This is a genomic window from Ensifer sp. NPDC090286 (genome assembly GCF_044769565.1).
Taxonomy (GTDB): Bacteria; Pseudomonadota; Alphaproteobacteria; order Rhizobiales; family Rhizobiaceae; genus Ensifer.
Map to the genome: position 1 here is coordinate 50,893 of NZ_JBIVYF010000002.1, position 18,936 is coordinate 69,828.

Here is an 18,936-nt window from a genome sequence, read left to right on the forward strand (position 1 = left end):
GGTTGTCGATTGCCGTTCGTCGCCGAAAACAAGCCGTTTGCAGAAAGCCACAGCCCTTCAACGCCGCAATCTGCCGTTTGCAGAAAGCCGAATTCTCGCTTTTTGCGGGCTTGCTATAGCCGCCCCATGACCCGTGCTTTCCCGGCGATTCCGATCGCCTGGGAATTGTGCGCCCACGAATGCAAAGGAAAAGGGGCAGACATTGAATACCTGTGCGAAGGCGGACGTTTTGAGGATCAACCTTTTGAGCTCGACCGCGCTCGGCCGGGCCGGCCTTGTCTCGATGCTGCTGGCGGCGGCGCCGTTCGCAGCGTCGCCGGCAAAGGCGGCCGGATTGCTGGTTCCAAACGACACGACGTGGTCCAGCGACCATACGATCAACGGCAATCTCGTGATCCGTGGCGGGCCGGGCGGCGCGACGCTGACGATCAACAGTGGCGCCAAGGTCGAAAGCACCGATGGCTACATCGCAGACAGCCGCGGCAGCGTCGGGACGGTCGTCGTCTCCGGGCCGGGCTCGACCTGGGACATCGTCGATGCTAACCCCAACGGCGACCGCATGCTCTTCATCGGCGGCTTCGAAGGCGGTATCTATGGCGGCAAGGGCACGCTGATCGTCGAGAACGGCGGCAAGGTTTCGGCCAAGGAGACCTATGTCGGTGCCCTGCAGGAGGGCGACGGAACGCTCGTGGTGCGCGGCGCGGGTTCCATGCTAAACACCGAGTTCCTGGGCGTCGCCTACGGCGCACTGACGCTCAACACCGCTACGGTTCGGATCGAGGACGGCGGCCTTGTCAACACCAAGAAGGCCTACCTCGAAAACGGCACGGTTCTCGTCACCGGCGACAATACGCGCTGGGTCAATACCGGTGAACTCACGATCGGCGACAGCTTCATCGTCGAAAAAGGCGCTGTCGTTTCGACCAACACCGCGATCCTACGCGAGGACGAAAGCACCGACACCATCCAGGCTGCCATCGACGGCGCCGGCAGTGAGCTCAAGGTCGCCGACAGGTTGCTGATCGGCGAGGCTGGTCGGGCGAACCTTTCGATCGCCAACGGCGGCAAGCTCTCGGTTGGCGGGGACATCGTGCTCTCCGCCGTCGGCGGCATCAACAACGAGGGCATGGGCAACCTGACGATTGGCGGCAAGGTCAATCTCAACAACATCGCTGAACCGATCGCCGAACAGGCGCAGGCGGCAGGCACGGTCAATTCCTCGGCGAAGATCGATTTCGGACCGCGCAAGGGCTACGTCAACTTCAACCATACGAACACGGGCTACGAGTTCGCCAACACGATGGTCGGCAAGGGCACGATCACCAACTTCTCCGGCGAGACCATCGTTGGCGGCGACCTGTCGAAGTTCTATGGCAAGGTGAATGTCTCCGGCGGCAAGCTGGTCCTGAAGGGCAATATCGACACGATCGACAACGACCCGGACAACGGTCCCGTGGACTTCAGCGAGACCCGGTTCGAAGTGTCCGGCGGCACCCTAATCGTCGATGGCGAAACGGGGCGGGTAGAGGGCGATCGCTTCTATACCAATGAAGTGAATGTGCTCGGCGAGTTGAACCGCATTCGCAATCCGAACTCGACCGCTTTCGGCAGGCTCGGGGGCTCCGGCACGGTCGGCGACACGTTTATTGACAAGAATGCGATCATTTCGCCGGGCAACAATTCGACCGGCACGCTGACGATCATGGGCCGGCTGGACATGGCGTCCGGCTCGATCTACGAGGCCGATATCGCCGGCGATGGTCGCTCCGACCGGATCGTTGTCAAGAGCATAGGCACCAACGACAACACCGGTATCGCCAAGATCGGAACCGGCACCAATGTCCAGGTGACGGCGCTCGATGCCAACACCAGCTACAAGACCGGCCAGACCTACACCATCCTGACTGCCGATCGTGCGATCGAAGGCAAGTTCGCCGAGGCGATTTCGAAATCGGCGTTCCTCGAAATCTCGCTCGACCAGAAGGAAAAGCAGGTCGATCTGACGATCAAGGTCAAGAACGGCGGCAAGCCGGGCGGCGAAGAGCCGGGTAAACCGGGTGAGCCGGGTGGAGAGCCGAAACCGGGCGAGCCTGAACCCGGTGTTTTCGAAGGCGAAGCTGCCACTGGCAATCAGCGGCAGACGGCACTGGCGCTGAACACGCTTGCCCAGAGCGGCCCGTCGGTCGGCCTCTACAATGCATTGACGCTGCTCGACGGCGCCGGGGCACGCCGTGCCTTCGATCAGCTCTCCGGCGAAGTCCATGCGTCGGCCCAGACCGCGTTGATCAACGACAGCAGCCTGTTGCGCAACGCGGCGAACGACCGCATCCGCGATGCTTTCGGCGACGTCGGCGCGGCCAACGTCCCGGTTCTGGCCTACGGTCCGGAGGACAAGATCACGACAGGCGCAGTCGCGGCGGTCAACTCTGTCCCCGTGGCGCCGCCGGCCATGGTCGGTTGGGGCCAGGTATTCGGCTCCTGGACCAACACCGACGGCAACGGCAACGCCGGTGCGCTCGACCAGTCGACCGGCGGCTTCGTCACCGGTTTCGATGCGGCAATCGCGGACAATGCGATCGTCGGCATCATGGCCGGTTACAGCCGCACCAGCTTCGACGTTGACAGCCGCTCGGCGAGCGGCAACAGCGACAACTACCACCTCGGCGTCTATAGCGGCAGCCGTTGGGGCGACGTCGCATTGCGCTCGGGCCTCGCCTACACCTGGCACTCGATCAACACGTCGCGCAATGTCGCCTTCCCGGGCTTCAGCGATCACTTGAAGGCCGATTATGACGCCGGCACCTTCCAGGCCTTTGGTGAAGTCGGCTACCGCATCGATCTGCCGAGCGTCGCGCTCGAGCCCTTCGCCAACCTCGCCTATGTCAGCCTGCACACCGATGGCTTTACCGAGCGCGGTGCCGCAGCCGCGCTGTCGAGCAGGAGCAACACGACCGACACGACGTTCACGACGCTTGGTCTTCGCGCCTCGGCGCCGCTCGCCCTCGGCACCACGGAAGCAAAGCTGCGCGGCATGCTCGGCTGGCAGCATGCCTTCGGCGATACGACACCGTTCTCGTCGATGGCGTTCGGCACGGGCAGCGCCTTCTCGGTCGCCGGTACGCCGATCGCCGAGGATGCGGCGATCATCGAGGCCGGCATCGACTTCGCGCTGACCGGCAATGCGAGCCTTGGCATCACCTATACCGGCCAGTTCGGCTCCGGCACGACGCAAAACGCCGTCGACGCCAAGCTCGACGTGCGCTTCTGATGGGCAGGCTCGTCTGGCTCTCGACAATGCTGATGGCGACCTTCGTCGCCATCACACCGCTTTATGGGCAAGACGCTGCCGGAAAGCCGGCAGCGCCCTCCCAGCTTTCGGAGACCTTCGAGGACTGGAGCGTCGCCTGCGCCGAGATCGAGGGGAAGAAGCATTGCCTCCTCTCGCAGCGCCAGTTCCACAAGGGCGGTCAGCATGTGCTGACGATCGAGCTCCGCACGGCGGACGCCGGGCTTGAGGGGAGCCTCGCGCTCCCCTTCGGTCTCTACTTGGATAAGGGCGTGACGCTCGGTGTCGACGAGGCGACGGGCGGCAAGCCGACCGGCTTCCGCACCTGCCTGCCGCTCGGCTGCATCGTGCCTTTGACCTTCACCGAATCGACGGTTGCGCTGCTGCGCAGCGGAACGGCGTTGAAGATCGGCGCATTTGCGAGCGATAGCGAAAAGGACGTGGCGTTCGCTGTCTCGCTCAAGGGCTTTACCGCAGCGCTCGACCGCGTGATTGCCCTGTCCGGAAAGAGCTGAGGCAACGTCACGGCCTTCGCTTCGCCGCCAGGCATCTGGCGGGCTTTTTTAAAGGTGTGCAGCCTCCCGGGGCGGGCCCGGTCGTGCGAAAGGGCGCGGCCGGGTCTTCTCCATGTGTAGAGCCGAGCATAACCATCCCGGCGCGCCACCGCTGGCGGGCGCGTACGGACTATCGGGACGTTACGTCGATCGCCTCGCCGATAGCGTAGAAATGCCCGCCCGCGACATAGTGCAGGCTGCGCAAGGCGGTATCGGCCGTTTCGAACATCCAATGCCCGTCGCGAAACACCCGATCGTCGGCCCAGGCCGCGAAGACTTCGCCGATGAACAGGTCATAGCGGCTCTCGATCGACGGCTCGCTGATCAGCCGGCAGGCAAGCCAGGCGGAACAGCCGGCGACGAGCGGAAGGTCATGGTCTGGCATCTGGAACAGTTCGACGCCGGCATTGCGCAGCTTGTCGGGATCGTCGTGAAGGCTCGTGGTGCCCACCGCATGGGTCAGAACCGCCTGGGTGGCGGTCGGCACCTGGATGACGAACACGCCCGCTTCCTCCGCAAGGCTGCGAGTACGGGTGGCGCTGTCGAGAACGACTGTCAGCTTGGGCGGATCATAGTCGAGCGCGCAAGCCCAGGCGGCCGCCATCACATCCTCGATGCCGCCATGGCGGGCCGAAACCAGGACTGTCGGGCCATGGTTCAGCAGACGGTACGCCTTTTCGAGAGGAACGGCACGAATATGCGAAACCATCAGACTACCTCGGCCGCCATTGGCGGACATTGACCGATCATGCCTCCTCTATAGGGGCGCTGCATTTCGCCAACAAGCGCAAGCTTTCGCGGTGCCGGAGGGGCTGAGCGGCGGCGGACGCCGCGCGCTTGAATGGGATACAGGCGGGCACAACATAAGCGTTTGACAAACCCATACCCAATTGGCTATACGTTGTCTCATAGCCAATCGGGTATGAAACATGTCGCAACTACAGGACGCGGTTTTTCGGGCGCTCGCCGATCCCACACGCCGTGGGCTCTTCGAACACCTTTGTCGGCAGGGGGATACCACGGTCGTCGGATTGCTCGCCGACGCCGGGGTTTCGCAGCCGGTCGTGTCCAAGCATCTCAAGATCCTGAAGGCTGCGGGGCTCGTGCACGACCGCCACGAGGGCCGATACACCTATTACAGCGCCCGGCGCGAAGCGCTCACGACGCTGGTTGACTGGACGACGGAGATGGCCGGCTTCTGGCAGGACCGCTTCGATGATCTCGATGATTTGTTAAAGAGAATGGATCAATGACCGAAACAACCGAAACCACCCGCTCCGTCGTTGTCGAACGCGAATTTGCCCATGCGCCGGAAAAGCTTTGGCGGGCGCTCACCCAGCCGCATCTGATCGCCGAATGGCTGATGCGCAACGATTTCGTGCCGGAAGTCGGCCGCCGGTTCACGCTGTCGGCCGATTGGGGCCATGTCGACTGTCAGGTCGAGACGATCGAGAAGGATCGCTCGCTCGCCTATCGCTGGGACACAAAGGATCTCTCAAGCGTCGTCACCTGGACCCTTATCCCGACCAGCGGCGGGACCAGCCTGCGCATGGAGCAGCGCGGCTTCAAGGCGCACCAGAAGTCCTACTACCAGGGCGCAACCGTCGGATGGCGGCGCTTCATCGACCAACTTTCCGAGGTCGTCGCAAGGCTCGACTGACATCCGCTTGTGCCATCACCGTTTCTCAAACGCGAGGTATCGCAATGACCTCTCTTATACGAACGATCCATCGCTGGACATCGCTGATCTTTTCGCTTGCCGTTGCTGCGATCTTCGCCGGCATGGCCCTGACGACGCTTCCGGAGTGGGTTTATCTTACGCCACTGCCGCCCTTGGCCGTGCTTGTGCCGACGGGCCTCTATCTCTTTGCGCTGCCATATCTGGGCAAGCCGCAGAGCAGGATGCAGGCGGCGGAGTAGGAATAGCGCCGGCCCGGCTCAATCCGCGGAAAGAGCCGGGCTGGCGAAGCGTTTGCGATATTCGGCCGGCGTGACGCCGACATGCCGCATGAAGGCGCGCCGGAGCGTGTCGGCATCGGCAAAACCGCAGCGGGCGGCGACCTGCTTGGGGGCGTCCTGCCCCTGTTCGAGCAGGCGCCGGGCCGCAGCGACACGGGCCTCCTCCACCCAGCTCGCCGGCGTGATGCCGACCTCGCTGCGGAAAAGCCGGGAAAAATGGCGCGGGCTGAGATCCATGCGTTTTGCAAGGGTCGCGACGCTGTGATCCTGTCCGGGATTGGCGACGACCCAGCGCTGCAATTCCTGGAGCGCCGAGCGGCCGGCCGGCATGGCCTCGCCCTTGCGGCTGAACTGCATCTGCCCGCCCGGCCGCTTGAAGAACATCACCAGCTGGCTTGCCACTCGCATGGCGATCTCGTGCCCGAGATCCTCCTCCACCAGAGCAAGCGCCAGGTCGAGACCGGCCGTCACGCCGGCGGCCGTGCGAACCGGGCCGTCGCTAACATGGATGGCATCCTCGTCCACCGTGACCTTGGGATAACGCTGCGCCAGCCGCGCGGCGACGGCCCAGTGCGTGGTCACACGCCGCCCGTCAAGCAGGCCGGCGGCCGCCAGGAAAAACGCGCCGCTGCAGACAGAACCGTAGCGCCGGACCGTCGGTGCACATTGCCGCAGCCAATCAAGGACGATGCCGTCGGCGGGCACGTCCGTGGCATTGGGGCAGCCGGCGACGAGCAGGGTATCGATCGGATCGTCAAAGTCGCGGCCGATCACTCGGTCGGCCATCAGCCGCACGCCGGATGAGCTGCGCAGCGGCTCCGGTCCGGCCGCAGCGACGAGAAGGCTGTAAGCCTCCCGGCGAACCTGCGCATTGGCTTCGGCAAAGACGTCGAGCGGGCCGGAGACGTCGAGGAGCTGCACGCCGGGCAGCGCCACCATCACGACGGTTCTGGTTTTCTCCTGCATCCGCGGCCGCTCCAAACCGGATTTGTCTTTATTTGACGTATCACGTCGATTGCAGACAATCCAGGCGGTTCTATCCTTTGGGTGCTTAGAAACCCAGGAGAAGACGATGCCATTCATTGCCGAAGATGCGACCGTTCCCGACAGCAAGCTGGCCAGGGCGATTACCGAATACATCCGCGATACGGAAACCGAACTGCTCTTCAACCATTCGAGCCGCGTCTACCATTTCGGCGCGCTTGCGGGCGTTCATCGCGGCCTGACGTTCGACCGCGAACTGCTTTATGCCGGCGCGATGTTTCACGACATCGGCCTGATGCCGAGCCATAGCAGCAAGACCGAGCGCTTCGAAGTCGATGGCGCCCATGCCGCCCGCGATTTCCTGCGCAGCCACGGCATTTCGGAGGCAGATGCCTACACGGTCTGGACGGCGATCGCGCTCCATACCACGCCGGGCGTGCCCGAACACATGCATCCCGTCGTGGCGCTGGTGACGGCCGGCGTCGAGATGGACGTGCTCGGGCTGACCTACAAGCAATATTCCGACGCCGAGCGCGAGGCGGTGGTCAGTGCCTTCCCGCGCACGCCGACCTTCAAGGAGGACATCATCCAGGCCTTCTACGACGGCATCAGGCACAAGCCGGACACCACCTTCGGCAACGTCAAGGCCGACGTCATCGCCGACAAGGAACCGCACTTCCATCGCGGCAACTTCTGCAGCGTGATCCGCTGCTCGCACTGGCACGGTTAGGATGGGGCTGGTCGCTGGGGCCGTTGCCCGGGCGGCCAGGTTTGCACGTCAATTGTCGATTTCAGCGGCTGAGCCGACAAGCACTTCCTTTAGGCTTACTCCACGAGGCAGTCGATCAATGCTCGGGTCGCAGCCGCAAGGTTTCTATGCGGCGGATAAATGAGGGAGAAGGGACGCGACCGGCCACCGAATTCCGGCAGAAGCTCGACCAGACTGCCGCGCAAGAGCCGATCGCGCACGACGAAGTCATAGGTCTGGCATATGCCGAGACCCGCCTCCGCCAGCGACACGGTGCCCAGCACATCGTCCTCGACTTGCACGGGACCATGGGGCACCCAGTCGACATCCGAACCATCGATCCGCAGCAACCAGGGAGCCGGGCGGCCGGTGCTTGGCATGACGAAGGGCAGGCAGGTATGTGCTGCGAGCTCCTCGATCGTATGCGGCCTGCCGCGCCGCGCGACGTAATCGGGCGAGGCAACCAGCTTCAACGGCGCATCTTCGAGCTTGCGTCCGACCAGTCCGCTGTCTGGAAGCTGGCCGAGGCGGATGGCGAGGTCGTAGCCCTCGGCGACGAGATCGACATTGCGGTTGGCGATTGACAGTTCGACCGTAACGCCTGGATGGCGCAGCGCAAAGCGCGCCAGTTTCTCCGGTAGCTGGAAATGCCCGAAGGTTGTGGAGGCGCTGAGACGGACCCGGCCGCCAAGGGCGCCTTCGCCCTGGATGGCCCGCTCCGCCTGGTCGATCGCGTCAAAGGCTACGCGGACCTGGTCCAGATAGGCGCGGCCCGCTTCCGTGAGGCTGATCCGCCGCGTCGTGCGCCGCACCAACTGCGTGCCGAGCTTGGTTTCGAGGCGGGTGATCGCACGGCTGAGCACGGAAGGCGTGGTGGCGAGCGCCACCGCGCCGGCGGTCAGCGATCCCTTGTCCATGACGGTGATAAAGGCCTCGACGTCGGCGAGATGATCGAAGCGTCGCATTCTTGCCTTTCAAGACCAAATCATTTCCACAAAGGCGCATTTATCGCCGCAAATCGAAGCAATAAATAAGCAGCATCAGTCAACGGTCGCAAGCTCAGACCCGCTTCAAACAGGAAAAGATGATGCCGAACACCAACGCAAATCCGAAGAAGCCCGTCCTCTTTGTCCTCACCAGCCATGGTACCAAGGGGGAAAGCGGGCAGCCGACCGGTTTCTATCTCGGCGAGGTCACGCATCCGCTTTCGGTGCTCGAAGCCGCCGGCATCGCGGTCGAATTCGCGTCAATCAAGGGTGGCGAGCCGCCGGTCGACGGCCTCGACCTGGAGGATGACACCAATCGACGCTACTGGAACGACGAGGCGTTCCGTGCCGCAATCCGCACGACGGCTAGGCTCGACGATGTCGATCCCGAGCGCTACGCGGCCATCTTCTTCGCCGGCGGTCACGGTGCGATGTGGGACCTGCCGCAAAGCAGCGCCGTCGACCGGGCAACCCGTTCGGTGTTTGAGGCCGGCGGTGCCGTCGCAGCGGTCTGCCACGGTCCGGCAGCGCTCGTAAATGTCAGGCTTTCCGACGGCCGCTATCTGGTCGCCGGCCGCAATGTCAGCGCCTTTACCGATTCCGAAGAACGCGCCGTTGGCCTCGACAAGACGGTGCCGTTCCTGCTCGCAAGCACGCTTGTCGAGCGCGGTGCGACGCATCATCCGGCCGCGGACTGGACATCGAAGGTAGTTGTCGATGGACGGCTGATCACCGGCCAGAACCCGCAGTCGGCGACCGGGGTCGGCGAGGCGCTTCGCGATCTCCTGAGCGCCTGAACCAGGCGTCGCCGGGCATTTGGAAAGTCCGGCAAAGTCTCTCCCGATCGTGCTGCCGGCGATGCGTCGCCGACAGCGTGAGGCGAACCGGACAGGTGGGGCGCTCGACTGCCCTTGCGTTGGCCATGGCGGGAAACCGGAAAAACCGCCATGTTCGCCATCCCTGTCGCGTCCGGTTGACACGGCTCGCACACCCTTGGGTAAGCCGTCGCGGGCCGGAAAGTTCCCTCAGTGAGGCGGCGTCAGCCGCGCCGCGCCGCCTCGATCGCGGCGACGTCGATCTTGCCCATAGTCATCATCGCTTCGAAGGCGCGCTTTGCTTCGCCGCCGCCGGCCGCCAGCGCATCGGTCAGGACCCTTGGCGTGATCTGCCAGGAAATGCCCCATCTGTCCTTGCACCAGCCACAGGCGCTCTCTTGGCCGCCATTGCCGACAATGGCGTTCCAGTAGCGGTCGGTCTCTTCCTGATCATCGGTGGCGATCTGGAACGAGAAGGCCTCGTTGTGCTTGAACATCGGGCCGCCGTTGAGACCGAGGCAGGGAATGCCGGCGACGGTGAATTCCACCGTCAGCACGTCTCCCGCCTTGCCGGACGGAAAGTCGCCGGGCGCCCGGTGTACGGCGCTGACCCGGCTATCGGGAAAGATCTCGGCGTAGAAGCGAGCGGCCGTCTCGGCCTCCTTGTCGTACCAGAGGCAGATCGTGTTCTTGGCCATGACGCGTCCTTTCGTTTTGAAGCTGGATGGGCCGTTTCCTTCGCCACCTGCCCTGCGAGATAGGTCGGCGCCCCCGTTTCTCCACACTGAAATTCCCAGGCGGGGGCGTTTGCCGGGCGCAATGTCGGTCCGATCCACATGCGCCGGGTCGTCGCATCCGCCGGTTTCCCGTTGGAAATTCAACCGCTGATACCTAATTGTGCGGCTTCGATACGCGCGTGGGGCTTCTCCTCGCGCGCCTTAGGGGATGCGGATGATACAACTGAATGGAACTGTTGCAGTGGTTACCGGCGCTGGTCGTGGTCTCGGGGCGGCACTGGCCTATGCCCTGGCCGAAGCGGGATGCAATCTCGTTTTGTGCGGGCGCAGCCAGAGCGCCCTCAAGGACGTGGCCGAACCGATTGCCCGCAATCTCGGGCGACGGGTACAAACCGTCGCGCTCGATCTTGCGGACGTGAAAAGCGTCGCTGCGGCAGTCGAGCGCATCAAGGCCGAGAACGGACATATCGATATCCTCGTGAACAACGGCGCCATGTGGCTCGAGGACAGTGACGAGGATCATCCCGATGACGCGGTCATCGGCGTCATCAATGCGGCCGTTACCGGAACCTTCCTGTTTACCCAGGGGCTGCTGCCTTTGCTCGCTCACTCGGCCCGGCCGGATATCGTCACGATCGGCTCGATCAGCGGCCTGCCCAACGCCGCACTCCAGACCGTGTCCGTGCCCTTCTATGCGGCCAAGCGGGCGCAGGCCGCCCTTGCCGACGGTCTGCGCCAGAAGCTTACCGGTACGCCCATCCGTTCGATCGTCGTCCACCCGCCATACATTGAGGACATCTCGCCGCTTGATGGCGCATGGGAGGCGGCCGGCGATCGACGGAAGGGCGAGGCGGCGACGAACCGCGACATCGCCGAAGCGGTGCTGTTCGCGCTGACGCGGCCGCGGCACGTGACCTTGTCGATCACCGTCGATGCCGACGAAGGCGGCCTCTACCCGTCGCCGGCTAGCTCCGCCTAGCGCCGAGGCGTTATAGGGCGCCGACCCCGACATATTGCCGAACGCCCGCGAAGGCGGTCGGCAAAAATCAGCCATCGTTCGCCGAGATCTTTCGATTTCAATCGTCCACATGTGCAGACGATAAGTCCAATTTTGGCCGACTACAGAGCCGCCGTCCACGTCGATATATCCATGACACCAACAATGGAGAAACGACACCATGCCTTCTGTCTCTGAACCGATCTTCACCGCAGGCTTTCCGCTCGGCAGCTCCGCCGGCCTGGTCACCGCCTTCGAATGGCTCGGCCAACCCTATCGCCTCACCCGAGTCGACATGCTCGGGGAAATGCGCACCGACGCCTATGAGCGCTTCAACGGCCGGGTCGAAACGCCCGCGCTGGTGACCGAAAAGGGCGACGTGCTGACCGAGACTATGGCGATCGCACTGTGGCTGGAGGGGCGCGATCACGAGCGCCGCATCTCGTTCGCCCCGGGCACTTTCGAGGCGGCCCGCATGCACCAGTTCATCGCCTTCCTCAACACCGGCTTCACCGGCGCCTTCTTCACGATGTGGGTGGCGCTGGAAACCGAAGACGCCACGGAGGAGTACCGTGAAACCCTGCGCGCCTTCGGCCGCGAATTCGTCGCCAAGCGTCACAAGCAGCTGGAAGCGATGATGGGCGACAGCGATTACCTGCTCGGCGACCGGCCGACGCTTGCCGATGCGGTCTTTGCCGGCGTGGCCCGCTGGGTCGATTTCCATGAGGCGATCGATCCCAAGGACTATGCGCGCAACTACCCGCGCATCAACGCGCTGCGCCAGCGCATAGAGGCCGACCCCGCTTTCCGTTTCGCCGTGGCGATCGAGGATGGTGAACCTGCCGCCGGCAGCGGTGCGATGAAGGGCCTCGTGCCGCTTGAGGATGTGTTGCGGATGACGGGCGCACTCCGAGCGTAATCTAAAAAGTGAGGTGGCGCACCGGCAGGCGGTGCGCCACCTCAGATATTTGCAGCGGCCAGGCCGCCGCCGACCTCACACCTCGAATACGTCGACGAACGATTCCGGGAAACTTTGCCGGGCAACCTTTTCGTTGATGACGAGCAAAGCTTCGTAGGACACCGGATCGAAATCCTTGTCGACCGGAAGCACCTCGCGTCCGAACAGGAGGTTCAGCCGGGCGGCGTCGAGATTGCCGCGCTCGAATGGTTCCGTGCCGAAATGATGCCAGAGGGCATGGAGGAAGGCCGCATCAATGCGGTGCGCTCCGGAACCCGGCCGGGCATGACGGGGCAATGCCTTGATCGGCGTTGCTCCCTTGGGGTTGGCCCGACGGATGACGAACTGGATGCCGGTGCCCGGCATCGCGTAGGGAAAACCCCGGTGTTTCGTCATATCAGCCAGCTTGGCCATTCTATTCTCCTTAGGCGGTCTGCTTTTCGCCAATCTTGTCCTCAGTCTTCGTGTCGAAGTCGGAGGCGTCGTGGCGCTCATGCAATTGTTCGGACGGGTTGCCGCTCAAGCGGTTGACCATGCGGCCACGCTTGACCCCCGGACGGGCGGCGATCTCTGCCGTCCAGCGCTGGACGTGCTCGTAGCTCTGGACCTCGAGGAAGGTACCCGCATCGCCATATACCTGCCCGAGCGCCAGATTGCCATACCAGGGCCAGGTGGCCATGTCGGCAATGGTGTATTCTTTGCCGGCGAGGAACCGGTTTTCGGCGAGATGGCGATCGAGCACGTCGAGCTGGCGCTTCACCTCCATGGCGTAGCGGTCGATGGCGTATTTGATCTTCATCGGCGCATAGGCATAGAAATGGCCGAAGCCGCCGCCCAGAAACGGTGCCGAACCCATCTGCCAGAACAGCCAGTTCAAGGTCTCGGTGCGGGCGCGAAGCTCGCTCGGCAGGAAGGCACCGAATTTCTCGGCGAGATAGGTGAGGATCGAGGCCGATTCGAACACGCGCACCGGCGCGCCGCCGCCCTTTGGCGCATGGTCCATCAGCGCCGGGATCTTGGAGTTCGGGTTGACGTCGACGAAACCGGAACCGAACTGATCGCCGTCTCCGATGCGGATCGGCCAGGCATCGTATTCGGCGTCCTTGTGGCCGGCTGCCAGCAGCTCTTCGAGCATGATCGTGACCTTGACGCCGTTCGGCGTCGCCAGCGAGTAAAGCTGCAACGGATGCTTGCCGACGGGCAGATCCTTGTCGCTCGTCGCTCCGGCGGTCGGACGGTTGATGCTGGCAAACGCGCCGCCATTGCCCTTGTCCCAGGTCCAGACCTTGGGAACGTCGTAGCCGGCGGGGAAATTGTCAGCGGGGGATTTCTCGGTCATCAAATCTGTCCTTGTCTTGGCGGAAACTTCGAACGTCGTGTTCGCTTATATAGGAAGTTTATCAAGCCACCACATCGACTTGGCTGCGAGGACGACCATGCTCAAAGGCCAGAAGCTGGAGAATTTTTTTATCGAAGTTGGATGAGACCGGCATCCGTCGGCACGAAACCGCACCTGTCGAAGTAGAATCCGCGCAGATGCGGGTCAAAGTCCACATGCAGCCATTCGCAGCCCGAGGTCTTGGCGTGCGTTACGGCCTCTTCGACGAGCAGCGTCGCGTAACCCTTACGCCTCAACGTTGACGTCATCATCGTATCGAGCAGGAAAGCGTGCACGCCACCGTCCCAGGCGACATTGACGAAACCTGTCAGTGCGCCCGAGATCCGCATGGTGACCCAGCCGAGGCTGAAGCGGCTGACCTGGCCGCTCCAGTCGTCTTCGGTCAACGGATGCTCGAAGCATTCGGCGTGCAGGGTATTCAGTTCCTTGTTTCCAAATGCGCCGCGCCAGGCAAAAGCGGGTACTTCAGTCGGATTTTCTGCCGTCAAGGTTCAACCTCAAAGTTTGCCGGGACCGATTTTGACCACAAGGCCCGGCTGCCGCCAAGCGCCGCCGAGTTCCTTCAAAAAAATCATGGGCCTCCCTTGATACCGGAAAACCGAGCTCCTATCTGCCGCCTAACCCGCTGGTCCGGGCCCCTCTGGCGAGAGCTTCGGCACTCTTGCGATGTCGGACCTTATTCCGACAACATGTGCCGATTGGGGACCCGTCTGTGGACTTTTCCTTCATGTCTGTAGTGTGGCTGGGAACGCCACTGTGGCTGTGGGCGAGCTTTTTCGCCCTCGTGATCGCTATCCTGTCGTTCGACCTTGGTATTCTCCATAAGGAGAACAAGGAGATCAACGTTGCCGAAAGCGTCAAGCTTTCCGCCTTCTATATTGCCCTGGGCCTGAGCTTCGGCGGCTTCGTCTGGTGGTATCTCGGTGCCGAGTCCGGCCTTGCCTATATGACCGGCTTCGTTGTCGAGAAGACCCTGGCGCTCGACAACGTCTTCGTCATCGCCCTCATCTTCTCCTTCTTTGCCGTCCCGCGCATCTACCAGCACCGCGTGCTCTTCTGGGGTATCCTCGGCGTCATCGTGCTGCGCGCGATCATGATCGGCGTCGGCGCGACGCTCGTCGCTGAGTTCTCCTGGGTTCTCTATATCTTCGCCGCCTTCCTCGTCTTTACCGGCATCAAGATGCTGGTGATGAAGGAGGCCGAGCCCAACGTTTCGGACAACGCGCTCGTGCGCTTCATGCGCAGCCGTTTCAACGTCACCGAGGAACATCACGGCGAGCGCTTCTTCGTGAAGCTCGTCAACCCGAAGACCGGCAAGATGACTTGGTTCATCACACCCCTCTTCATGGCGCTGGTCATGGTCGAGGTGGCTGACGTGATCTTCGCCGTCGACTCGGTTCCCGCGATCTTCGCGATCACCACGGACCCGTTCATCGTCTACACCTCGAACATCTTCGCTATTCTCGGCCTTCGCGCTCTCTATTTCGCGCTCGCTGCGATGATCCATCGCTTCCGCTATCTGAAGCCGGCGCTGGCCGTCGTCCTGATCTTCATCGGTTCGAAGATCTTCGTCGCCGATCTCCTGGGACTTGAAAAGTTCCCGGCGGCCCTGTCGCTCGGTGTCACCTTCGCGATCATCGCTTCGGGTGTTGTCTGGAGCCTGGTCAAGACCAAGGAAGAGCAACTGCCGGCATAACGCTGAGGCTCATCCGACCGTGACGAGAAACGCGGCGGCCTTCGAAAGAGGGCCGCCGCGATCTTTTTTGCCCTTGCCGGTCGCGGGGTCAGCCTTACTTCGCCCTCAAGGAGACGTGCCGGACGGCATTTAGAAGGAGGAGGAGGCGCGCATGACAGAGGACGAACGGGCCATCCGCAAGCTCGTCGAAAGCTGGATGGCCGCAAGCCGGACGGGCGATCTCGACACAGTCCTCTCGCTGATGACCGATGACGTGGTCTTCATGGTCCCCGGCCGTGATCCCTTCGGCAAGGAAACTTTCGCCGAAGCCTCGAAGGCGATGGCCGGCACGCACATGGAAGGGACCAGCGAGATCGTCGAGCTCCAGGTGCTGGGCGAATGGGCCTTCATCCGCAACCGCATCGAGGTGACGGCAACGCCGCCCCAGGGTGCAAGCATCCGGCGGTCAGGCTTCACCTTGACGCTCTTGCGCAAGGAGGCCGACGGCCGGTGGCGGCTGGCGCGGGACGCCAATCTTCTCGCTGAGGGGACTTGAGGCCACCCCCCCAAAGGATGCCGCAGAGAGACTGTCGCCCGGACGGCTTAGGGTTCGAGCCGTCCGGGCAAGGCCTCACCCGATGATCGCCTTCGGTTCGAGGAAGGCGTCGAGGCCGAAGGCACCGAACTCGCGGCCGATGCCGGATTGCTTGAACCCGCCGAAGGGCGCTTGAGCGTCGGCCGGGGTTTCGTTGATCACCACGCGTCCCGCCTCCAATTGTAGGGCGATGCCGCGCATACGTTCGGGGTCGGTGCCAAGAACGTAGGACTGCAATCCGTATTCCGTGTCGTTGGCAATCGCGATCGCCTCCGCTTCCGTTTCGTAGGAAAGAACGCTGAGCACGGGGCCGAAGACTTCCTCGCGCGCAATCCGCATGTCGTTAGTCACACCGGAAAACACGGTCGGGCGGACGAACCAACCCCGTTGCAGCCCTTCCGGCCGGCCTTCGCCGCCGACAAGAAGCGTCGCGCCCTCTTCCTGCCCCTGGCGGATATAGGCCTGGACACGCTTCCACTGCCGGGCGCTCACCATCGGGCCGATGTCGGAGGCCGGATCGCTCGAGGGTCCGGGCCGTAGCGCGGAAACGGCTTGCGCAAGGCGCGTTATCACCTCCGTATGTCTTTGCTTCGGAACAAGAAGCCGGGTTCCGGCGATACAGGCCTGCCCGCTGTTGCGGAAGGCCGATGCCAAAACATGCGGGATCGCCCGGTCGAGGTCTGCGTCATCGAGCAGGATCTGGGGACCCTTTCCGCCCAGTTCGAGCGTCACGCGCTTGAAGCTTTCCGCTGCATTGCGCAGGATCTCCCGACCGGTCGTGGTGGAGCCGGTGAAGGTAATCTTGGCGATGTCGGGATGCCGGCTGAGTTCCGCGCCGACCACGTGGCCGTAACCGTTGACGACATTGAGGACGCCATCGGGCAGTCGCGCTTCGTGCAAGACTTCGAGCAGCACCTGGGTCTGGATGGCGCTCATTTCCGAGGGCTTGATCACGATGGTCGTGCCGGCCGCAATCGCCGTGGCGAGCTTGGTGCAGATGAAGCCGATGTTGCTGTTCCAGGGTGTGATCGCCGCGGCTATGCCGAGGGGTTCCATCACCACCTCCGCATTGCCGATACGGCGGGTGAAGGCGTAGTCGGCCACGGTCCTTGCCGCGACGTCGAACACGTTTGCCGCGTGCGGTACGGAGAATGCGAGGAACGACTGCGGCGCGCCATACTCGGTGGCCATGGCTGCGCGAAGCGCATCGGCGCTGGCAGCGACGGCCTGCCCCAACGCTTGCAGCAGGGCGATCCGTTCGGCCGGTGTCGTTTGCCGCATGGCCGGGAAGGCCCGTTTCGCGGCAGCAATGGCCGCGCGCGCATCCCGCGCATCGCCCAGCCGTACCTCGCCGATCTTTTCCTCCGTGGCGGGATTGAAAAGCGCAAAGCGCTCGTCGCCGTGAGGCGCAACGAAAGCGCCATCGACATATATTTGCTCAATGATCTTCATCGTCCGATTTCCTGTTGCGGTGAAAGGGATATGCATCGGAACGATCGTCAGGATAAGGTCATCAATCACAGACGCTCTGATGAGGAAAATAGCGCAATGAAGGCGAGCCTGTCCGAACTGGAGGCGGTGGCGGCGATCGCGCGGCGCGGCGGCTTTCGGGCCGCTGCCCGGGAACTGGGGGTTTCGTCCTCGTCGTTGAGCCACGCGGTCCTGGCGCTGGAGGCGCGCCTCAACGTGCGCCTGTTCAACCGCACGACGCGATCGGTGGCGTTGACGACGGCAGGCGAGGCTTTCGTTGCCGAGATCCTGCCGGCTCTTGCCGCCATCGACGGCGCCGTCGAGCGGGCGACGGAGTCGCAGGCGCGACCGAGCGGCATGCTGCGGCTCAACACCTCCCCGGGAGCGGCGAAGATGGTTCTGCGGCCGCTGCTGATCGAGTATCTGCGGCGATATCCGGAGATGGCGCTGGAGGTTGCGACCGACAATGCGCTGGTGGATATCGTGGCGCTCGGTTTCGACGCCGGGTTTCGCCTCGCCGAGGCGGTTCCGCCGGATATGGTCGCCGTTCCGGTCGTGCCTCAGTTGCGCATGATCGTCGTGGGTTCGCCGGACTATTTTCGCGAAAGAGCGGTGCCGCTGCGGCCGGGCGATCTGATGCAGCACGCCTGCATCCGAGCGCGCATGGCAAGCGGCCGGATCTATCACTGGGAGTTTTCCCGGCGCGGGGAAAGCGTCGAAATCGACGTGCCGGGACCGCTCATCCTCGACGACAGCGAACTCATGCTTCAGGCGGCTCTCGGCGGGGTGGGACTGGCCTATCTCTCCGATCATCACGTCCGCGACGACGTCGAGGCCGGGCGTCTGGTTCCGATGCTGGAGGAGTGGACGCCGTCCTACGATGGGCTATGTCTCTATTTTCCTGGCCGCCGGCACGTGCCGGCGAAATTGCGTGCCCTGATCGATCTGGTTCGCGAACTGCGTTCCGGCAACGCCCGTGCCCCCGCGATGCAGGCTCACACCCCGCCTTCGGCCAGGTCTTGAAATTTTAACATGAGTATTACAGACAAGTTTATTTCTGCGTGCTAAGAGACACGGCGCTCGACTGGTCCCTTGGCCATAGACCGCCTCTCGGCAGGGGTGCGCATGCCGCGCCAAATCGAAATTCTATGATCGGATCCGACACAGTGGTCGACATCGATACGCGCCATCAGGTCTATTTCGCCAACCGTACTGCCCTGGTCGCCTATGCCACGCGGATCGTCGGATCGCGGGAAACGGCCGAAGATATCGTGCAGGAGGCCTTCATCCGTTTCGCGCCCGCAAACACCGGCAATCCGCCTTCTGCCGGACCGTCCGGACTTTCGCTCGCGTATCTCTACAAGATCGTCCGCAACCTGTCCCTCGACCTCTTGAAGCGCCGCAAGATCGAAGCGCGGGAAGAGCAGAGCGAGCCGCCGTTCTGGTCGATGCCGATCGAGGTGCCGACGCCTGAGGACATTATTCTCGTCAGCGATGAAATCAGGCGCATTTCCGGCATTCTCGAAGACCTTCCCGAGGAAGTGCGGGTCGCGCTCGAGATGCACCGTTTCGGCGGTTACACCCTCGAAGAGATCGCCGCCCACCTCGATATCTCCATCGCGACGGCGCACCGCCACGTGCGTGCCGCCATGATGCGGGTTGCGACAACGCTCGCCGATGACGCCTCCTAGAATTTCAGGGGTTCCCGTGTGAAAAAAAATCCGGCGCTGGTCGTCTTTATGACAAAGCGAAGGAACCACGGAAGCGTCCCGC

The 18,936-nt window shown here is 63.1% G+C and carries 21 protein-coding genes; 13 read left to right on the forward strand and 8 right to left on the reverse strand.

What is annotated here, in order from left to right:
• The first annotated feature begins 244 nt into the window (after nt 1-244).
• Nucleotides 245-3,268, forward strand: coding sequence for an autotransporter domain-containing protein (locus tag ACIQUG_RS10585; protein WP_402320825.1), 3,024 nt, complete (start codon nt 245-247; stop codon nt 3,266-3,268).
• Nucleotides 3,268-3,801: an invasion associated locus B family protein gene (locus ACIQUG_RS10590; RefSeq protein ID WP_402320828.1), complete on the forward strand. Its 534-nt coding sequence runs from the start codon at nt 3,268-3,270 to the stop codon at nt 3,799-3,801. Before ACIQUG_RS10585 ends, ACIQUG_RS10590 begins: the two co-directional genes overlap by 1 nt.
• A 169-nt stretch (nt 3,802-3,970) precedes the next feature.
• Here the strand turns inward: ACIQUG_RS10590 and ACIQUG_RS10595 are convergent, their stop codons facing one another.
• Complete coding sequence (locus ACIQUG_RS10595; RefSeq protein ID WP_402320830.1) at nt 3,971-4,549, reverse strand: flavin reductase family protein; 579 nt, start codon at nt 4,547-4,549, stop codon at nt 3,971-3,973.
• Nucleotides 4,550-4,769: 220 nt separating this feature from the next.
• On the opposite strand from ACIQUG_RS10595, the gene ACIQUG_RS10600 reads away from it, so the two are divergent.
• From ACIQUG_RS10600 to ACIQUG_RS10610, 3 genes are read left to right on the forward strand one after another with little or no spacing between them, the layout of a single operon-like run.
• The gene (locus ACIQUG_RS10600; protein WP_402320833.1) at nt 4,770-5,093 is read left to right on the forward strand and encodes an ArsR/SmtB family transcription factor; all 324 of its coding nucleotides are present in this window, start codon (nt 4,770-4,772) and stop codon (nt 5,091-5,093) included.
• A complete protein-coding gene (locus tag ACIQUG_RS10605; protein WP_402320835.1) occupies nt 5,090-5,500 on the forward strand; it encodes an SRPBCC domain-containing protein in 411 nt (136 codons plus the stop codon). Before ACIQUG_RS10600 ends, ACIQUG_RS10605 begins: the two co-directional genes overlap by 4 nt.
• 44 nt (nt 5,501-5,544) lie before the next feature.
• Complete coding sequence (locus tag ACIQUG_RS10610; RefSeq protein ID WP_402320837.1) at nt 5,545-5,760, forward strand: hypothetical protein; 216 nt, start codon at nt 5,545-5,547, stop codon at nt 5,758-5,760.
• A gap of 18 nt (nt 5,761-5,778) precedes the next feature.
• Here the strand turns inward: ACIQUG_RS10610 and ACIQUG_RS10615 are convergent, their stop codons facing one another.
• A complete protein-coding gene (locus ACIQUG_RS10615; protein ID WP_402320840.1) occupies nt 5,779-6,765 on the reverse strand; it encodes a GlxA family transcriptional regulator in 987 nt (328 codons plus the stop codon).
• A gap of 106 nt (nt 6,766-6,871) precedes the next feature.
• Between ACIQUG_RS10615 and ACIQUG_RS10620 the strand changes: the two genes are divergently transcribed.
• Complete coding sequence (locus ACIQUG_RS10620) at nt 6,872-7,513, forward strand: HD domain-containing protein (RefSeq protein WP_043615281.1); 642 nt, start codon at nt 6,872-6,874, stop codon at nt 7,511-7,513.
• Between the two features lie 95 nt (nt 7,514-7,608).
• Here ACIQUG_RS10620 and ACIQUG_RS10625 read toward each other — a convergent pair whose 3' ends face one another.
• Entirely contained in the window at nt 7,609-8,496 is an 888-nt protein-coding gene (locus ACIQUG_RS10625; protein WP_402320843.1) for a LysR substrate-binding domain-containing protein, read from the reverse strand.
• A gap of 122 nt (nt 8,497-8,618) precedes the next feature.
• Between ACIQUG_RS10625 and ACIQUG_RS10630 the strand changes: the two genes are divergently transcribed.
• On the forward strand, nt 8,619-9,314 hold the full coding sequence (locus ACIQUG_RS10630; RefSeq protein WP_402320846.1) for a type 1 glutamine amidotransferase domain-containing protein: 696 nt from the start codon (nt 8,619-8,621) through the stop codon (nt 9,312-9,314).
• A 242-nt stretch (nt 9,315-9,556) separates the two neighbouring features.
• On the opposite strand, the gene ACIQUG_RS10635 is transcribed toward ACIQUG_RS10630, so the two are convergent.
• Nucleotides 9,557-10,030: a VOC family protein gene (locus ACIQUG_RS10635; RefSeq protein WP_402320848.1), complete on the reverse strand. Its 474-nt coding sequence runs from the start codon at nt 10,028-10,030 to the stop codon at nt 9,557-9,559.
• Nucleotides 10,031-10,283: 253 nt separating this feature from the next.
• Here ACIQUG_RS10635 and ACIQUG_RS10640 point away from each other — a divergent pair, with 253 nt between their 5' ends.
• Together ACIQUG_RS10640 and ACIQUG_RS10645 are read left to right on the forward strand one after the other, a co-directional pair.
• Nucleotides 10,284-11,048 carry an SDR family oxidoreductase gene (locus ACIQUG_RS10640; RefSeq protein ID WP_402320850.1) on the forward strand — a complete coding sequence of 255 codons (765 nt, stop codon included), beginning with the start codon at nt 10,284-10,286 and terminating at the stop codon, nt 11,046-11,048.
• A 199-nt stretch (nt 11,049-11,247) separates the two neighbouring features.
• A complete protein-coding gene (locus ACIQUG_RS10645; protein ID WP_402320853.1) occupies nt 11,248-11,985 on the forward strand; it encodes a glutathione S-transferase family protein in 738 nt (245 codons plus the stop codon).
• 75 nt (nt 11,986-12,060) lie between these two features.
• On the opposite strand, the gene ACIQUG_RS10650 is transcribed toward ACIQUG_RS10645, so the two are convergent.
• The 3 genes from ACIQUG_RS10650 to ACIQUG_RS10660 all read right to left on the reverse strand — a co-directional run bounded on the left by ACIQUG_RS10650 (nt 12,061) and on the right by ACIQUG_RS10660 (nt 13,845).
• The gene (locus tag ACIQUG_RS10650) at nt 12,061-12,438 is read right to left on the reverse strand and encodes a hypothetical protein (protein WP_402320855.1); all 378 of its coding nucleotides are present in this window, start codon (nt 12,436-12,438) and stop codon (nt 12,061-12,063) included.
• Nucleotides 12,439-12,448: 10 nt separating this feature from the next.
• Nucleotides 12,449-13,363, reverse strand: coding sequence for a glutathione-dependent disulfide-bond oxidoreductase (gene yghU, locus ACIQUG_RS10655; protein ID WP_402320858.1), 915 nt, complete (start codon nt 13,361-13,363; stop codon nt 12,449-12,451).
• A 128-nt stretch (nt 13,364-13,491) separates the two neighbouring features.
• Nucleotides 13,492-13,845, reverse strand: coding sequence for a GNAT family N-acetyltransferase (locus ACIQUG_RS10660; RefSeq protein ID WP_402323006.1), 354 nt, complete (start codon nt 13,843-13,845; stop codon nt 13,492-13,494).
• Between the two features lie 305 nt (nt 13,846-14,150).
• Between ACIQUG_RS10660 and ACIQUG_RS10665 the strand changes: the two genes are divergently transcribed.
• Nucleotides 14,151-15,119: a TerC family protein gene (locus ACIQUG_RS10665; RefSeq protein WP_210333184.1), complete on the forward strand. Its 969-nt coding sequence runs from the start codon at nt 14,151-14,153 to the stop codon at nt 15,117-15,119.
• A 151-nt stretch (nt 15,120-15,270) separates the two neighbouring features.
• Entirely contained in the window at nt 15,271-15,654 is a 384-nt protein-coding gene (locus tag ACIQUG_RS10670; protein ID WP_402320861.1) for a YybH family protein, read from the forward strand.
• A gap of 75 nt (nt 15,655-15,729) precedes the next feature.
• On the opposite strand, the gene ACIQUG_RS10675 is transcribed toward ACIQUG_RS10670, so the two are convergent.
• Entirely contained in the window at nt 15,730-17,145 is a 1,416-nt protein-coding gene (locus ACIQUG_RS10675; protein ID WP_402320864.1) for an aldehyde dehydrogenase family protein, read from the reverse strand.
• Between the two features lie 96 nt (nt 17,146-17,241).
• Between ACIQUG_RS10675 and ACIQUG_RS10680 the strand changes: the two genes are divergently transcribed.
• Both ACIQUG_RS10680 and ACIQUG_RS10685 read left to right on the forward strand, forming a co-directional pair.
• Nucleotides 17,242-18,186: a LysR family transcriptional regulator gene (locus ACIQUG_RS10680; RefSeq protein WP_402320867.1), complete on the forward strand. Its 945-nt coding sequence runs from the start codon at nt 17,242-17,244 to the stop codon at nt 18,184-18,186.
• Nucleotides 18,187-18,311: 125 nt separating this feature from the next.
• Nucleotides 18,312-18,854 (forward strand): RNA polymerase sigma factor, encoded by a 543-nt coding sequence (locus tag ACIQUG_RS10685; protein WP_402320868.1) that lies wholly within the window; start codon nt 18,312-18,314, stop codon nt 18,852-18,854.
• Nucleotides 18,855-18,936 lie beyond the last annotated feature (82 nt).

What these genes read in the sequence shown, in the direction of transcription:
- ACIQUG_RS10590 (WP_402320828.1), top strand. Translation starts at nt 3,268, where the DNA reads ATGGGCAGGCTCGTCTGGCTCTCGACAATGCTGATGGCGACCTTCGTC.
- ACIQUG_RS10595 (WP_402320830.1), bottom strand. Translation starts at nt 4,549, where the DNA reads ATGGTTTCGCATATTCGTGCCGTTCCTCTCGAAAAGGCGTACCGTCTG.
- ACIQUG_RS10600 (WP_402320833.1), top strand. Translation starts at nt 4,770, where the DNA reads ATGTCGCAACTACAGGACGCGGTTTTTCGGGCGCTCGCCGATCCCACA.
- ACIQUG_RS10605 (WP_402320835.1), top strand. Translation starts at nt 5,090, where the DNA reads ATGACCGAAACAACCGAAACCACCCGCTCCGTCGTTGTCGAACGCGAA.
- ACIQUG_RS10610 (WP_402320837.1), top strand. Translation starts at nt 5,545, where the DNA reads ATGACCTCTCTTATACGAACGATCCATCGCTGGACATCGCTGATCTTT.
- ACIQUG_RS10615 (WP_402320840.1), bottom strand. Translation starts at nt 6,765, where the DNA reads ATGCAGGAGAAAACCAGAACCGTCGTGATGGTGGCGCTGCCCGGCGTG.
- ACIQUG_RS10620 (WP_043615281.1), top strand. Translation starts at nt 6,872, where the DNA reads ATGCCATTCATTGCCGAAGATGCGACCGTTCCCGACAGCAAGCTGGCC.
- ACIQUG_RS10625 (WP_402320843.1), bottom strand. Translation starts at nt 8,496, where the DNA reads ATGCGACGCTTCGATCATCTCGCCGACGTCGAGGCCTTTATCACCGTC.
- ACIQUG_RS10630 (WP_402320846.1), top strand. Translation starts at nt 8,619, where the DNA reads ATGCCGAACACCAACGCAAATCCGAAGAAGCCCGTCCTCTTTGTCCTC.
- ACIQUG_RS10635 (WP_402320848.1), bottom strand. Translation starts at nt 10,030, where the DNA reads ATGGCCAAGAACACGATCTGCCTCTGGTACGACAAGGAGGCCGAGACG.
- ACIQUG_RS10640 (WP_402320850.1), top strand. Translation starts at nt 10,284, where the DNA reads ATGATACAACTGAATGGAACTGTTGCAGTGGTTACCGGCGCTGGTCGT.
- ACIQUG_RS10645 (WP_402320853.1), top strand. Translation starts at nt 11,248, where the DNA reads ATGCCTTCTGTCTCTGAACCGATCTTCACCGCAGGCTTTCCGCTCGGC.
- ACIQUG_RS10650 (WP_402320855.1), bottom strand. Translation starts at nt 12,438, where the DNA reads ATGGCCAAGCTGGCTGATATGACGAAACACCGGGGTTTTCCCTACGCG.
- yghU (WP_402320858.1), bottom strand. Translation starts at nt 13,363, where the DNA reads ATGACCGAGAAATCCCCCGCTGACAATTTCCCCGCCGGCTACGACGTT.
- ACIQUG_RS10665 (WP_210333184.1), top strand. Translation starts at nt 14,151, where the DNA reads ATGTCTGTAGTGTGGCTGGGAACGCCACTGTGGCTGTGGGCGAGCTTT.
- ACIQUG_RS10670 (WP_402320861.1), top strand. Translation starts at nt 15,271, where the DNA reads ATGACAGAGGACGAACGGGCCATCCGCAAGCTCGTCGAAAGCTGGATG.
- ACIQUG_RS10675 (WP_402320864.1), bottom strand. Translation starts at nt 17,145, where the DNA reads ATGAAGATCATTGAGCAAATATATGTCGATGGCGCTTTCGTTGCGCCT.
- ACIQUG_RS10680 (WP_402320867.1), top strand. Translation starts at nt 17,242, where the DNA reads ATGAAGGCGAGCCTGTCCGAACTGGAGGCGGTGGCGGCGATCGCGCGG.
- ACIQUG_RS10685 (WP_402320868.1), top strand. Translation starts at nt 18,312, where the DNA reads ATGATCGGATCCGACACAGTGGTCGACATCGATACGCGCCATCAGGTC.